At 74.7% G+C, this 14,407-nt stretch carries 12 protein-coding genes and 1 tRNA gene; 3 read left to right on the forward strand and 10 right to left on the reverse strand.

Features of this window, described 5'->3' with window-relative positions; all coding sequences use genetic code 11:
* Positions 1-4: 4 nt before the first annotated feature.
* The 3 genes from ACYVGT_RS21945 to purU all read right to left on the reverse strand — a co-directional run bounded on the left by ACYVGT_RS21945 (position 5) and on the right by purU (position 2,226).
* On the reverse strand, positions 5-514 hold the full coding sequence (locus ACYVGT_RS21945) for an Asp23/Gls24 family envelope stress response protein (RefSeq protein WP_460861596.1): 510 nt from the start codon (positions 512-514) through the stop codon (positions 5-7).
* A gap of 168 nt (positions 515-682) precedes the next feature.
* Positions 683-880, reverse strand: coding sequence for a CsbD family protein (locus tag ACYVGT_RS21950; RefSeq protein ID WP_460861600.1), 198 nt, complete (start codon positions 878-880; stop codon positions 683-685).
* Between the two features lie 437 nt (positions 881-1,317).
* A complete protein-coding gene (purU, locus tag ACYVGT_RS21955; protein ID WP_460861602.1) occupies positions 1,318-2,226 on the reverse strand; it encodes a formyltetrahydrofolate deformylase in 909 nt (302 codons plus the stop codon).
* Between the two features lie 221 nt (positions 2,227-2,447).
* Between purU and ACYVGT_RS21960 the strand changes: the two genes are divergently transcribed.
* Positions 2,448-3,725, forward strand: a complete 1,278-nt coding sequence (locus ACYVGT_RS21960) for an alanine racemase (protein WP_460861606.1) — start codon at positions 2,448-2,450, stop codon at positions 3,723-3,725.
* Positions 3,726-4,052: 327 nt separating this feature from the next.
* Here ACYVGT_RS21960 and ACYVGT_RS21965 read toward each other — a convergent pair whose 3' ends face one another.
* Both ACYVGT_RS21965 and ACYVGT_RS21970 read right to left on the reverse strand, forming a co-directional pair.
* The gene (locus ACYVGT_RS21965; protein ID WP_460861608.1) at positions 4,053-4,454 is read right to left on the reverse strand and encodes a DUF3618 domain-containing protein; all 402 of its coding nucleotides are present in this window, start codon (positions 4,452-4,454) and stop codon (positions 4,053-4,055) included.
* 16 nt (positions 4,455-4,470) lie between these two features.
* Positions 4,471-5,577 (reverse strand): CDP-alcohol phosphatidyltransferase family protein, encoded by a 1,107-nt coding sequence (locus tag ACYVGT_RS21970; protein WP_460861612.1) that lies wholly within the window; start codon positions 5,575-5,577, stop codon positions 4,471-4,473.
* 448 nt (positions 5,578-6,025) lie between these two features.
* On the opposite strand from ACYVGT_RS21970, the gene bcp reads away from it, so the two are divergent.
* Both bcp and ACYVGT_RS21980 read left to right on the forward strand, forming a co-directional pair.
* Positions 6,026-6,511, forward strand: a complete 486-nt coding sequence (gene bcp / locus ACYVGT_RS21975) for a thioredoxin-dependent thiol peroxidase (protein WP_460861616.1) — start codon at positions 6,026-6,028, stop codon at positions 6,509-6,511.
* Positions 6,512-7,460: 949 nt separating this feature from the next.
* Positions 7,461-7,535, forward strand: a tRNA-Leu gene (locus ACYVGT_RS21980).
* A gap of 89 nt (positions 7,536-7,624) precedes the next feature.
* Here the strand turns inward: ACYVGT_RS21980 and ACYVGT_RS21985 are convergent.
* From ACYVGT_RS21985 to ACYVGT_RS22005, 5 genes are all read right to left on the reverse strand, one after another.
* Positions 7,625-9,160 carry a serine/threonine-protein kinase gene (locus tag ACYVGT_RS21985; RefSeq protein WP_460861619.1) on the reverse strand — a complete coding sequence of 512 codons (1,536 nt, stop codon included), beginning with the start codon at positions 9,158-9,160 and terminating at the stop codon, positions 7,625-7,627.
* A 416-nt stretch (positions 9,161-9,576) separates the two neighbouring features.
* Positions 9,577-10,929 (reverse strand): M16 family metallopeptidase, encoded by a 1,353-nt coding sequence (locus ACYVGT_RS21990; protein ID WP_460861620.1) that lies wholly within the window; start codon positions 10,927-10,929, stop codon positions 9,577-9,579.
* Positions 10,930-10,969: 40 nt separating this feature from the next.
* On the reverse strand, positions 10,970-12,268 hold the full coding sequence (locus ACYVGT_RS21995; protein ID WP_460861622.1) for a M16 family metallopeptidase: 1,299 nt from the start codon (positions 12,266-12,268) through the stop codon (positions 10,970-10,972).
* A gap of 167 nt (positions 12,269-12,435) precedes the next feature.
* The gene (locus ACYVGT_RS22000; protein WP_460861689.1) at positions 12,436-13,050 is read right to left on the reverse strand and encodes a class I SAM-dependent methyltransferase; all 615 of its coding nucleotides are present in this window, start codon (positions 13,048-13,050) and stop codon (positions 12,436-12,438) included.
* A gap of 200 nt (positions 13,051-13,250) precedes the next feature.
* Entirely contained in the window at positions 13,251-14,405 is a 1,155-nt protein-coding gene (locus ACYVGT_RS22005) for a pyridoxal phosphate-dependent aminotransferase (RefSeq protein ID WP_460861692.1), read from the reverse strand.
* Positions 14,406-14,407 lie beyond the last annotated feature (2 nt).

The following is a 14,407-nucleotide window of genomic DNA, read 5'->3' on the forward strand; positions in this document are numbered from 1 at the left end:
CGGGTCAGCGCACCCGTCCCTGCGCGGCGTCGCCGCCGCTGTCCTCCGCGGCGCCGTCGTCGTCGCCGGGCAGGTGGATGTCGTCCACGCTGATGTTGACCTCGGTGGCCTCCAGGCCGGTCATCCGCTCCACCGAGCCGACGACGTTGCGCCGCACCGCGGCCGCCAGGTCGGGGATGGACACCCCGTACTCGACGACGACGTCGATGTCGACGGCGGCCTGGCGCTCGCCCACCTCGACGGCGACGCCGCGCGCCGCCGTCCCCGAGTCGGCACCGGAGGTGAGCGCGTCGCGCACCGCGCCGAACGCGCGCGCGGCGCCGCCGCCCATGGCGTACACACCGTTCACCTCGCGCGCAGCCATGCCCGCGATCTTCGCGACGACATGGTCGGCGATCTCGGTGCGGCCCTGCTCGGTGACGAGGTCGCGGCTGCGGCCGCGGCCGGTGTCCCCGTCGCTGCGGGCGCCGGGCACCGCCGACTGCCCCTTGCTCTCGCTCTTGGTCTCCGTCACTGCTCCCCCTGCCCTGTCCCCTGCCCGCCGCGCGGCCGGCCGGCCCCCGCGGCCCGGTCCGGCGCTGCGCGGTACGGCGCGGACGTGCGGCACTGCCGCACTACTCCGCGCCGGTCCGGGCGGACGCCGCTGATCAGCGCTTGTCCGCGATACTGGTCCGCACCGGGGTCAGCGCTTGAAGGCGTCCTTCACCGACTCGGCGGCCCCGCGCACCTTGTCCCCCGCCTCCTTGGCCTTCTTCTTGGCCTCGGCCTTGGCGTGGTCGGCCTTCCCCTCGTGCTCCAGCCCTTCGTCCCCCGTGACCTTGCCCGCGGCTTCCTTGGCCTTGCCCGCGGCCTCGTCGAAGCGGTCTCCGGTGTCCCCCATGGCTCTGCTCCGTGCTCCTCCGGGCTGCACCCGGGACTTCGGACGGGCCGCGGCACTGCACCGCGCCCGCCCTCGGGAATCGTGAACCACTCTCACCGTACTGTCACAGAGAGTCGCCACCAAGGATCCGGACGTAATTAATCGAGGAAAACCCCGTCGAGCCCTGGCAACAAACACGGCAAGGCCCGCCCGGAAGACTGGACGGACCTTGCTGCGTATGCATCCCTTGTCCCGGCCGCAAGCGCGTCAACCGGGAGCGGAGGGCCTCGAGTTCCGGATTTCGGCGGGGAGAATTCTGTGCACGGAGGGCGATTGCGGTGCGCCCGCTCGCCACGGCCCTGAGGCGTGTTCGGCGGGTGGCGTTCACCGCGGGCGGTGCCGGAGGTGCATCCGCCGCACGGCCGACGAGCGAGTCAGGGCGGGTTTTCCCGCACGCCCTAACGGAAGACGACGGTCTTGGAGCCGTTGAGCAGGATCCGGTGCTCGGCGTGCCAGTTGACGGCCCGCGCCAGCGCGACCGCCTCGAGGTCGCGGCCGAGCGCGGTGAGCTGGTCCGGGCGGTGCGTGTGGTCCACCCGGGCGACCTCCTGCTCGATGATCGGCCCCTCGTCCAGGTCGGCGGTGACGTAGTGCGCGGTGGCGCCGACCAGCTTCACTCCGCGCGCGTGCGCCTGGTGGTAGGGCCGGGCGCCCTTGAAGCTCGGCAGGAAGGAGTGGTGGATGTTGATGATGCGGCCGGACATCTTGGCGCACAGGTCCTCGGAGAGCACCTGCATGTACCGGGCGAGGACGACGAGGTCGACGTCCGCGGCGTCGACCAGCTCCAGCAGCCGCTGCTCCTGGTCGCGCTTGGTCTCCGGGGTGACCGGCAGGTGATGGAAGTCCAGCCCGTAAGAGCTGGCCAGGAATTCCAGGTCGGGGTGGTTGGAGACGATCCCGGCGATGTCCACGGCGAGGTGACCGCTGCGCCAGCGGTAGAGCAGGTCGTTGAGGCAGTGCCCGAACTTGGACACCATCACCAGCATCCGCGGCCGGCGGCCGAGGTCCCACAGCTGCCAGTCGAAGGCGGCACCGTCCCCGCCGGCGCCGAGGGTGGCGCCGAAGCCGGCGGCCATCTGCGCGAACGCGGCGCGCAAGGTGTCCGCGCCGACCGGCGGGCGGCCCCCGTCGGACTCGGCGGCGAACTGGGTGCGCAGGAAGAAGCGGCCCGCGCAGGAGTCCCCGTACTGCTGGCTCTCGGTGATCGTGCACCCGTGCCCGGCGAGCAGGTTCGCCACTGCGGCGACGATGCCGCGGCCGTCGGGGCAGGACAGCGTCAGCACGTACTCGGACTCGGGCTCGCTCATGGTCTGCAACGCTCCGGGATGGTTCGGGGCCGGATGCGCGGCCGCCACGGGCGGCGCGGCGCGGTGCCGGCCGGATGATCTCCCAGCGTATCGGGGGTGCGGCTGCTCCGCGGCCGGTCCCGGCCGATCCGGGCCGATGCCACATCCGGCCCGCGGCGGCCGCCGCCCCGCGAGCCCGGGCCGGACATGAATGAGATTCACGAATGTGCGATTATCCCGGTATGAGAAGCGCTCGGGAAAGCTACGACGCGGCGACCGCGGACCTGACCGCGCCGTTCGCCGCGGTCGATCTGGACGCGTTCCGCGCCAACGCCGCCGACCTGGCCCACCGCGCCGCGGGCACCCCCATCCGCGTGGCCAGCAAGTCGGTGCGCTGCGTCGCGCTGCTCCGCGAGGTCCTCGCCCTGCCGGGCTTCGCGGGCATCATGGCGTTCACCCTCCCCGAAGCGCTCTGGCTCGCCCGGCACCCGGACGGCCCGGTCTCCGACGACGTCCTCGTCGCCTACCCCACCGCCGACCGCGCCGCGGTCGCCGAACTCGCCGCCGACCCGGACGCCGCGTCCCGCATCACCCTGATGGCCGACTCGACCGCCCACCTCGACCTGATCGCGGAGGCCGCCGCCCTCCCCGGCGGAGCGACCGGGCCGGCCGGCGCCGCAGCGCAGCCGAACCCTCCGATCCGCATCTGCATCGACGTCGACACCAGCTGGCAGCCGCTGGGGCCGCGGTCCCGGATCGGCGCGCACCGCTCGCCGCTGCGCACACCGCAGCAGGCCGCCGCGGTGGCCCGCGCCGCTGCCCGCCGGCCCGGCCTCGCGGTGGACGGGCTGATGGCCTACGAGGCGCAGATCGCCGGCGTGGGCGACGCCCCGCCCGGCCGCCCGCTGTACGCGCGGGCGCTGCGCCTGGTCCAGGCCGGGTCGCGCGCCGAGCTCGCCCGCCGCCGCGCCGCCATCGCCGCGGCCGTGCGCGCCGAGGTCGCGGCGGTCCCCGGCGCTCCCGGCCTGCGCTTCGTCAACGGCGGCGGCACCGGTAGCCTGCACACCACCGCACGCGAAGCCGCGGTCACCGAGGTCGCGGCGGGCTCCGGCCTCTACCAGCCGGTGCTGTTCGACCACTACACCCGCACCGACCGCCGGCCGGCGGCGCTCTTCGCGCTGCCGGTGGTGCGCCGCCCCGCTCCGGGGATAGCGACCGCGCTCGGCGGCGGCTACATCGCCTCCGGCGCCCCCGGCGCCGACCGGCTGCCGCGCCCCTACCTCCCCGAGGGCCTGGAGTATTCGGCGGCCGAGGGCGCCGGCGAGGTGCAGACGCCGCTGGCCGGGCCTGCGGCGGACACCCTCGCCGTCGGCGACCGGGTCTGGATGCGCCACGCCAAGGCCGGCGAGCTCTGCGAGCGGTTCGCCGCCCTCCATCTGGTCGACGGCGTCACGACCGGCGCACCGCGCCTCGTCGACTCGGTGCCCACCTACCGCGGTGAAGGGCAGACGTTCCTCTAGGGGTGTTTGGTGGGCACTGTCCTGCGCGGCGCCCTGGCACGCCCCTCGCGGCGTTCTCCTCAATCGAGGAGGAAAACCCGCCCTGACTCATACGTCGGCCGTGCGACGGGGGTGCACCGCCGGCTCGCCGGAGTCGGCGCGGGCCCGCCCCTTCCACTCGGCTGTCCGCCGAGGAGGGCGCGGCAAGGGCGCCGGGGCGGGGAGCAGCAGGGCAGTGACCCGCCGAGGGCGGCCGAGAGCCGCCCGGGCGGAGCAGACGGCGGCGGGGCGGAGGCTCTCCCGCCTCCGCCCCGCCGCGCGCGCTGCCGGGTCCGTCCGGCGCCGCCGTCAGCGCCTCTTGGACCGGCGCCGCAGATAAGCGACCGTCCCGACCGCCAGGGCCAGGCCGACCCCGGCGCCGAACACGATCAGCTCGGGCGGGATCTGGCCGCGGGTGGAGTAGGTGGAGACCACCTCGTCCTCGCCCTTCAGCCGGACACTGCCCTGCGGCGGCTCCTCGGTGTGCCGGTCGACGCGGACCGCCGAACCGGTGGCCAGCGCCTTCGCCTCGTCGACGAGGCGCTCGCCGGCACCGCGCAGCCGCTGCGCACTGCGGCGGGCGACGTTGGCCGGGCGGGTCCGGTCGGTGAGCTCGTCCAGCACCGCGGCGAGGCGGCGCTGCGTCTGCTCGATCTCGGTCTGCACCCCGGCCGGATCCCGGCGCGCCCCCGCGGGGTCGCGTGCCTCCATAAAGCGCTTCCTTCCGCTATCTCGGGGCCGACGGCGCGTCCGATGCGGCCCCCGGGGCCGACGCGCCCTCCGGCGGCCCCGTGAATCCCAACGCGCCTTCGATGCCGTCCACCACGCGGAAGAAGTCCCGTGTGGACAACCACAGTTTATAGATGATCGCGATCTCGAACGCGAGGAGCAAAACCCCCGCAACAACGGGAATCCACACGATCGCGGCGCCCGCGGCGACCCCGGCGAGCGGGGCGAGCACGAAGACCGCCATCTGGAACTCGACGCCGCCGACGAGGTGGGTGCGGACCCGGCGGGCGCGCAGCGCGTCCCAGACCTTCTGGTACCAGGGGAAGCGGGAGCGGAACTCCTGGTGGAGGTCGACGCGCGGCAGGTCGGTGCGGAACGGGACGATCTCCGGCTCCTTGCCGGCGGCGGCCTCGCGGCGCGCCTCCCGGTCGAGGTGGCCCTGGAGGATCTGCTCCAGCACGGAGATGCCGTGCCGCAGCACCGCCTGCTCGCCCTGATCGCTCATCGCCCGGCCGGCGCCGGACGCCCCCACCGCGGCGCCGCTGCCGCCGGCGGCGTCGTCGGAGAGCATGGACAGCTCGGCGCGGGCCCGCTCCAGCACGCCCGCGATCCGCGAGCGCATCTCCCGGCGCATCTTGTGCACCTGGAGCGCGTCGAGGTAGCGCAGCATGTCGACGAAGACGACGAACAGCGCCATCCAGACGAAGGCGACCTGGCCGGTGAGCACGTACTGCCCGCCCATCAGCGCGATCGCGCAGACGAGCACCCGCAGCCGGTCGAACACGTAGTCCATCCACGAGCCGAACATCGACTCGCGGTCGGTGAGCCGGGCGAGCTTGCCGTCCATGCAGTCCAGCAGGAAGCACACGTAGTACAGCGCGGCACCGGCGATGAGGAACGCCGGCGACCCCATGGCGAAGCACGCGGCAGCGCCCAGGCCGAAGAAGAGCGCCGCGACGGTGAGCTGGTCGGGGGTGATGCGGGTGCGGTTCGCGGCGTGCCGGACCAGCCGCACGGCGAGCGGGTCGACCAGCGCCACCGTCCACCAGGAGTCCCGCGCTCGGCACGTGCGCTGCCGGACCTCGTCCACGGTGTATTCGGCCATTGTCGGTGCGCTCCCGGATCGGGGTTCCAGCGTCGGTCGCCGCACGGCTCGGGGCGGACCCGGAGTGCTGCGGCGTTGCTCGCGATGCCGCCCGCACACTCCGGCGGTGCTGCGGCAGCACCGGAGGCGTGCGGACAGCGGTGTCCTGCAGGGGGTGCCTGCGCCGTGTGCTGCGCAGGACGGCCGGGGCCGAGGGGCGCGCCCCTCGGCGCGCCGCCGCACGCGCGGCGGCACCCCGGGATTCGCACAACCCTACGCGATTCGCCCCGGTCCCAGGTAGGCCGCCCGGCACCCGGTCCGGCCGGCCGGACGGCGGACCTCTCCCGCGGGGCCGCCCGCGCCCGCCCTTATGCTCGGTCCGGGGGCGCACCCCGGCACCGGAGCGGGGCTCCTGCGCCGGCCGCGCCCGCCGCCCATCCGTAGCTGAGCGAGGGGACACCGACACCCGATGACCGAGACCAGCACCCGCCTCCAGCCCGGCGACGCAGCGCCCGACTTCACGCTCCGCGACGCCGACGGCAAGGAGGTGACGCTGAGCGAGCGCACCGCCGGCGGCCGCGCCGTGCTGTACTTCTACCCGAAGGCGATGACGCCCGGCTGCACCACCGAGGCGTGCGACTTCCGCGACAACCTGCGGCAGTTCGAGACCGCCGGGCTCACCGTGCTCGGGATCTCGCCGGACGCGCCGGAGCAGCTCGCAGCCTTCCGCGACCAGGAGGGCCTGACCTTCCCGCTGCTCTCCGACCCCGACCGCACCGCGCTGACCGCCTACGGCGCCTACGGGGAGAAGAAGAACTACGGCAAGGTCGTGCAGGGCGTCATCCGGTCGACGTTCATCATCGGCCCGGACATGACCGTGGAGAAGGCGTTCTACAACGTGAAGGCCACCGGCCACGTGGACCGGATCAAGCGCGAGCTCGGCCTCGACGGCTAGCAGGGCCCCTGCGGACGCCCTGAGCCAGCGTCCCTCCCGGGCCGGCGAGCCCGCCCGCGGCGCCGGCTGGAGCACCGCGGGTAGGGCGTGTTGGGTGGACACCTGTCCTACTGCGCGGAGCCCTGGCAGGAAAACCCGCCCTGACTCCCTCGTCGGCCTTGCGACGGGCGCACCAGGACACCGCTCGCGACAACCGGCACCCAACACGCCCCACCCAACATGCCCTGAGCCCACCCGAGCCGGCCCGCAAGCGGCAATACACCAACGCGCGGCCGACCGGCCCGGCCTCGCGCCGCGGATTCGGTGCACCGGCGGTGTGGCGCTGCGGTCCGCTCTCTGCTGGCCGGGGCCCTGTCCCGGCCGCGCGCCGACCACCCCCGGCCGCGACCGGGTGGCCCTGCGACCTCGCCGACGCCGACTGGGCGACCCGCCTGCCCGGCACCGGACCCTGCGAGGCGCTGGTCCGACCGGTCCGCGCCGGCGGATTCGAGCCCCGGACCGCCTTTGCACTCACCGGGATGCCCACCCAGCCGGCGGATCCGCCCATCGGCCCGCCGGACCGCGCCTCTGCACGGCACCGCCTCCCCCGCAGCCGTGCCCCGACAGGCTGACCGGCCGGGACCGGCTCCGCGGGCACCGGGCACGGCGGGCGACGCGGCGGCCCGCCGGCGATGCGGCACCCGGCCGCCGCCCGGTACCGGATGGCGGCAACTCCCCGTGCCCCGGCGCTGGCGGCTCGGCGCGACACCGGCCGGCCACCGGCCGACCAGTGGTTTCGGCGCCCTTCCCCGCCCAGGCGCCCTGGCCGGAGCAGCCGCGAGTGAGCACGAGAGACACCCCGGGCCGGCGGATCCGCACCTGTTCTGCCTGCGCGGCGCGCCGCAGCAAAGCGCATTCGAGTTGCGGGGGGTCGGCGCGAGGTGCCATTCTCGGACGGTCATATCACCCCGGGGCCGTAGCCCAATCGGCCAGAGGCGCCGCGTTTAGGTCGCGGTTGTTGCGGGTTCGAATCCCGCCGGCCCTACCCCGCCCCTCCTCCGCCGCCGGCGCGCTGCGCCCCCGCGGAGCAGGGGCTTCACCCGCTCGGCTCCGGCGCCCGGGGCGCCGGAGCAGTCAGCGGCCGAGCAGCGCCCAGAGGATCACGCCGAGCAGCGCGAGGATTCCGGCGGCCACAGCGAGCACGACGGTGATCCGGCTGCCGCCGCGGTGCCGGCCAGAGCTGGTGAGCCCCAGCGTGTCGGTGGACTCGCGGATCGAGGTGAGCAGCTGGCCGACGGCTTCGGGCCGGTGCCGCTGGATGCGCTCCTGCAAGTGGTTGACCGACTCCGAGACCGAGTCCTGCAGGTCGGAGACGGACTCCTGGAAGGAGTGGCGCAGCGCGTGCGCGCCCTGCCGGAAGTGCTCGCGCGCCTCGCGTGCGGAGTCGGAGGCGTCGGGGTCGGCCGCATCGGGGGCGTCCTCCGCCGCGACCGAGTCGGCCGCGCCGTCCGGGAATGCGGTGTCCGCTGCTGCGGAACCGCCCGGCGCGTCCTCGTCCTGCACGGCCGTTGCGGCGCCGCCGGAGGAGTGCCGGCCGCCGCTGGACGCCGCCCTCGGCCCGCTCGGGGCAGCGGAGCTGCCCGGCCCGCCGGATGCCGGGCCGCCCTGGTGCGGCACGACCGGTTCGGCGGCTTCGGCCGCGCTGGCCGCCGCCGTCTCCGGGCTGGTCTCCGGCGCCCACGGCGCGAGCGCCGCAATCCGCAGCATCTTGGTGGCCTGCTCGGTGGTGAGCCGGTCGCGCGGCTGCACTCGCAGCAGCCCGGCCAGCACGGGGGCCAGCGGCCCGGCGTGCTCAGCGGCCGGCGGCTCCTCGAGGTCGACTCCTTTGAGGATGCGGATGTAGCCCTTGCGGTCGTAGGGCGGGTGGCCTTCGGCCGCGGTGTACAGGGTGGCGCCGAGCGACCACAGGTCGGACTCGGGGCCGACGGGTCCGGCTTTGGCCCGCTCCGGCGGGATGTAGGACGGCGACCCGATGATGCGGCCCGACGTCGTCAGCGCCGACTCGCCGGCCCAGGCGGCCAGCCCGAAGTCGGTGAGGACCACCCGGCCCTGCTCGCTGATCATCACGTTGTCCGGCTTGACGTCGCGGTGCACGATGCCCTCGTCGTGCGCCGCCTTGAGCGCGTCGATGAGCTGCAGCCCGATCTCGGCGACCCGCTGGTACGGGAGCGGCCCGGCCAGCCGGAGGATCTCGGTGAGGGTGCTCGCGACGACGAGCTCCATGACGATCCACGGCCGGTCGTCCTCGTCCACGACGTCGAGCACGGTGACGACGCCGGGGTGGTTGAGCCGCGCGGCGACCCGCGCCTCGCGCTTGGTCCGCCGCAGCAGCTGCTCGCGCTCCTCGTCGGCGAGGTCGAGCGGGAGCCGCAGCTCCTTGATCGCGACCTCGCGGTCGAGCACGGTGTCGGTGGCGCGCCAGACCGTCCCGACGCCGCCGCGCGCGATCTCCTCGTGCAGCTGGTAGCGCTCAGCGAGCATCGGATCGGCGCCTCCTGCTCCGGCACCGCCGGCGGCAGCGGTCCCGGTGGCGGTACTGCCGGCTGCGGGGTGCGCCGGATCGGGCGAGGGCTCGGGCCGCTCTGTCTCGGGGTTCTCGATGGAGGACACGGTTGATCAGCGGGTCTGGTCGAGGGCCATCGCGGCCTCCTGCGGGCGGTTCGCGGTCGCGGCGGCTGCGGCGCCGACGCTGCTCGGATCACTCGTTATATCAGCTGGTACGGGGGGCAGAACCGGCGGTCATCAGATCACCGCCACTTAGGTTCGGTTCTGTTATGTCCGGTCAGGAGCAGGTCATGCACGGCCCCCTGCCGCCGCTGCCGCATCGTGATGCACGCCTCTGCACGCGCCCCCCGGCTGCCGCGCGGATCCCCCGTGCCCGCAAGCACATCGGCCGCAACCGTGCTGTCCTTCTCCCCCGGATGCGGTGGGACGCTCCGCTGCCGGAGCGGGCCACCGCATCCGGTGGGACGCCGCGGGGCCGCGATCGGTTCCGGCCGATTGCCGCCGGCGGGGCGCTCGGCGTGCTAGCCCCAGAGCTTCTCCGGGTCGCGGACCTCGACCGGGCCGAAGCCGGTCGCGGCCAGCGGGTCGCGCAGGCTCTCGGCATCGCCGACGACGACCACCGCCATCTGCTCGGGGTCGACGTAGCTGCGGGCCGCCTCGTGCAGGTCGTCCAGCGTCAGCGCGTCGTAGCCGGCGCGCAGCCGGTCCACGTGGTCGGCCGGCAGGTCGTGCACGACCATCTCGACGAGGGCGTGCGCGAGGCTGCGGGCCGTCGAGTAGGCGACCGGCAGCCCGACCGTGTTGGCCTGGCGGACCGCCTCCAGCTCCTCTGCGGTGGCGCCGTCGCGCTGCAGGAGCCGGATCTGCTCCAGTGTCGCGGTGAGCGAGGGGCCGGTCGTCGGACCCTCCACCTGGGTGCTGATGAGGAAGACGCCGCTGTCCCGGCGCAGGTCGAACCGGCTGCCGGCGCCGTAGGTGTAGCCGAGGCGCTCGCGCAGCTCCAGGTTGAGGCGGGAGGTGAACATGCCGCCGAGGACCTCGCTCATCCCCTCGGCCTTCGGCAGGTCGATGGCCGAGCGGGACGGTGCCCGCTGGGCGAGCACCAGAGCCGACTGGACCGAGCCGGGCCGGTCCAGCAGGAGCACCCGGGGCAGGCCGTGGGCGGCCGGCTCCGGTGCGCCCGGCGCGGGTGCCTGGGCGGGCGCCGCGTCGCCGAACACGGTGCGGCCGAGCGCCTCCAGGTCGGTACCGCGCAGGTCGCCGACGACGACGAGGGTGCCGGCGGTCGCCGCGATCTTCTCGGCGTGGAAGGCGCGCACCATCTCCGGGGTGACGTTCTGCAGGGCGACCGGGGCACCGCTGACCGGGGTGGCGTAGCGGCCGCTGAACAGCTGGCTGCCGATCGCGCGCATGGCCAGCCGGGACGGGCGCGAGGCCTCCAGCCAGAACCCTTCCAGGACCTGCTCGCGGCGGCGCAGCACGTCGGCGTCGCGCAGTGCGGGCCGGCGCAGCGCCTCGGCGAACAGCGCGGTCGCGTCCGCGATCCGGGTGGTGGGTGCGTCGACACCGGAGACGAAGCTGTCCCAGGTGGTGTAGCAGACCCAGTCGGCGCCGTGCCGCTCCAGCGCCGGGCCGAGCGAGTTGTCGCCGTGCACGCCGTCCTCGAGGGCCTCGCCGGTCAGCAGCGCCACCCCCATGCGGTCGGCGGGCTCGCTCAGCCCGCCGAAGGGCTGGACCAGGCGGAGCGAGGCGTACTTCTGGCCGGGGACGTCGATGGCGACGACCTCACCGCCGCCGACGGCGATGCGGCGGTGCTCGGGGAACGTGTAGGGCTGGGGGGCGCCGAGGACGGGGCGGGGCTGCAGCTGGCTCACAACGGCTCTCTCTCGGGTCGCGGGTGCGGTGGCGGTCGGCTCAGGCGGCGGGCGCGGCTTCGGTCTCCGGGTCGAACCGGACCGTGAGCCGGTTCTGCCCGGTGAGCAGCGTCCGGGCCGCCTCGGCGACCTCCTCCGGCGTGATGTCGCGCCACCGGTCGGGCCAGGTGTAGGCGAGCGACGGGTCGCCGAACAGCTGGGTGCAGGAGCCGAGCTCGTCGGCGAGGCCGGCGGGGGTGGAGATGCCCTGCAGGTGGTCGCGCTCCAGGATCGCGCGGGCCCGGTCCAGCTCCGCTTCGCTGATGCCGGTGCCGAGCGCGGCCACCTCCTCCAGCAGCGCCTCTTCCAGGGTGTCCCCGGAGACGCCCTCGCGGGCGACCATGTTCACCAGCAGCAGGCTCGGGGTGTAGCGGAACGGCAGGATGTCGGCCGCGTCGCCGGGCGCGGCGAGCTCGCGCTCGATCACCAGGCGCCGGTAGAGGCGGCTGCCCTGGCCCTGGCCGAGGACGGCCGCGGCGAGGTGGGCGGCGTCGAAGTCCCGGGTGCCGTACGGCGCGACCCGGTAGCCGAGGAAGACGCCGGGCGCCGGCACCGCCTCGGTCACCTCGTCCCGGACCGGGCCGCCGATCGGGCCCTCGAGCGCGGCGTCCGGGGCCTGCGGGACCTCGGTGCGGGCGGGGATGCCGCCGAAGTAGCGCTCGACGCGCTGGCGGACGTCCTCGGGGTCGAGGTCGCTGACGACGGTGAGCACCAGGTTGTCCGGGCCGTAGTGCCGCCGGTGGAAGTCGAGGACGTAGTCCAGGTCGGCGGCGTTGAGGTCGTCCATCGAGCCGATGGTCGGGTGGTGGTACGGGTGGCCCTCGGGGTAGCCCAGCCGCAGGATTCGCTCCAGCGCGGTGCCGTAGGGGGCGTTGTCGTAGCGCTGGCGCCGCTCGTTCTTGACGACGTCGCGCTGGTTGTCGAGGACCTCCTGGCCCATTCCGTCGCGCAGCGTGGCGAGCCGGTCGGCCTCCAGCCATAGGGCGAGGTCGAGCGCGTGCTCGGGCACCGTCTCGTAGTAGTTGGTGCGGTCGGTGGAGGTCGAGGCGTTCATCTCGCCGCCCAGCCGCTCCACGGCGTCGAAGTGCTCGCCCTTGTCCACGTTGCCGCTGCCCTGGAACATCAGGTGTTCGAAGAGGTGCGCGAACCCGGTCTTGCCCGGCACCTCGTGGCGGGAGCCGACCCCGTACCAGAGGTTGACCGACGCCACCTGGCCGGTGGACGCCGGCGCAGTCACCAGGCGCAGCCCGTTGCCGAGCGTGTGCTGAACGATGCGGTCGGCGTCGCCGTTGTTCGCCACTTGAGCATGCACCCCTTGTCCGGCCCGCAAGGCCGTCGTGTCCGGCTTCGGTGTCTGGTCCGCAGCCTATTGGTTCCGGGCGCCGGGCGCGCACCCAAACGGAGACCGTGCTCCGCCGGCTTTCCGCACTCCTGCCCCGCCCGTCCCGGGGCTCCCGGCGCGCCGGGTCAGATACCGCTGCCGGTGCGGCGCAGGAGGCGCAGCGACCCCTCGGCGCCGATCTCGGTGAAGGCGCCGGACTCCAGCGCGCGGACGTAGACGTTGTACGGCGGACGGCCGCCGTCGGCGGGGTCGGGGAAGACGTCGTGGATGGCGAGCGCGCCGCCGGGCGCGACGTGCGGCGCCCACCCCTCGTAGTCGGCCTGCGCGGCCTCCTCGGTGTGGCCGCCGTCGATGAAGGCCATCCCGAGCGGAACGCCCCACAGCCGGGCGACGTCGGTGGAGCGGCCGACGACGGCGATGACCTCGTCCTCGACCCCGGCCGCAGCCATCGTGGCGCGGAACGCGCCCACGGTGTCCAGCCGTCCGGTCTCCGGATCGGCCAGCGCCGGGTCGTGGTACTCCCAGCCGACCTGGTGCTCTTCGGAGCCGCGGTGGTGGTCGACGGTGACGATCGCGGCGCCGGCGCCCTGCCCGGAGCCGCCGGCCGCGCGCACCGCGCGCGCGGCCGCCGCGAGGTAGACGGTGGACTTGCCGCAGTAGGTGCCGATCTCCAGAACCGGGCCGAGCGGCAGGTTGTCGACTGCCGCGGCGAAGAGGGCCTCGCCTTCGGCCGGCGGCATGAACCCTGCGGCGGCTTCGGCGGCGGCGCGGAGTTCGGCGGGCAGAGTGGTCACAGGGGCGCTCCGGAGTCTGCTCGAAGGTGCGGGCGGTGCGGTGCTTCTCGGGAGGGGCTTCGCCGGCGGAGCCGGGGCGGATCCGACCCGGCCGGAGGCGGACCCGGCGCGGAACCGGGCGCCGGCGGCCAGCCGCCGGGCCGCGGTCAGGCGCGGCCGGCGAAGGCCGCGGTGAGCTGCTCGACGGCGCGGTCCAGCACGTCGTCGCGCTTGCAGTAGGCGAACCGGACCAGGTGGCGGCCGGCGTCGGCGTTGTCGTAGAGCACCTGGGCGGGCACGCAGGCCACGCCCGCGGTCCCGGGCAGCGCGCGGGCGAGCTCGACGCCGTCGGAGAAGCCGAGCGGCCGCACGTCGGCCATCACGAAATAGGTGCCCTGCGGGCGCAGCACACCGAAGCCCGCGGCGGCCAGACCGCCGGCGAGCCGGTCCCGCTTGGCCTGCAGCGCGTCCCGCTGGGCGCCGATCCACGCCTGCTCGGTGCGGATCGCCTCGGCGACGGCGAGCTGCAGCGCGCCGTTGGCGCTGAAGGTGAGGAACTGGTTGACGGTCTGCACGGCGCGCACCAGCGGCTGCGGCCCGGTGACCCAGCCGGTCTTCCACCCGGTCACCGAGAAGGTCTTGCCGACCGAGGAGATCGCGAGCGTGCGCTCGGCCATGCCCGGCAGGGTGGCCAGCGGCACGTGCTCGGCGCCGTCGTAGACGAGGTGCTCGTAGACCTCGTCGGTGACGGCGGTCAGGTCGTGCTCGCGGCAGACCGCGGCGATCTCGGCCAGCTCGGCGCGGGTGAACACGGTGCCGGTCGGGTTGTGCGGCGTGTTGACGATGACCAGCCGGGTCCGCGGCCCGACTGCGGCGCGCAGCTCGGCCGGGTCGAAGGTGAACCGGCCGTCCGCACCGGGGCGGAGCGGCACGGTCCGGCGCACGCCGCCGGCCAGCGACACCACGGCGGCGTAGGAGTCATACATCGGCTCGAACAGCACGACCTCGTCGCCGGGCTCGACCAGCGCGAGCACCGAGGCGGCGATGCCGGCGGTCGCCCCAACGGTGATGTAGACCTCGGTGTCGGGGTCGAGGGCGGTGCCGTAGCGGGCCTGGCGGTCCTCGGCGACGGCGGCCCGCAGCTCGGGCCGGCCGGGTCCGGGCGGGTACTGGTTGGCGCCGCCGCGGATGTGGCCGGCCGCGGCGTCCAGCAGCGCGCGGGGCCCGTCGGTGTCGGGGAAGCCCTGCCCGAGGTTGATCGCTCCGGTCTGGGCGGCCAGCCGGCTCATCTCCGCAAAGATGGTCTCGCCGTAGGCGCGCATGC

It is taken from the genome of Nocardiopsis coralliicola (assembly GCF_054779695.1).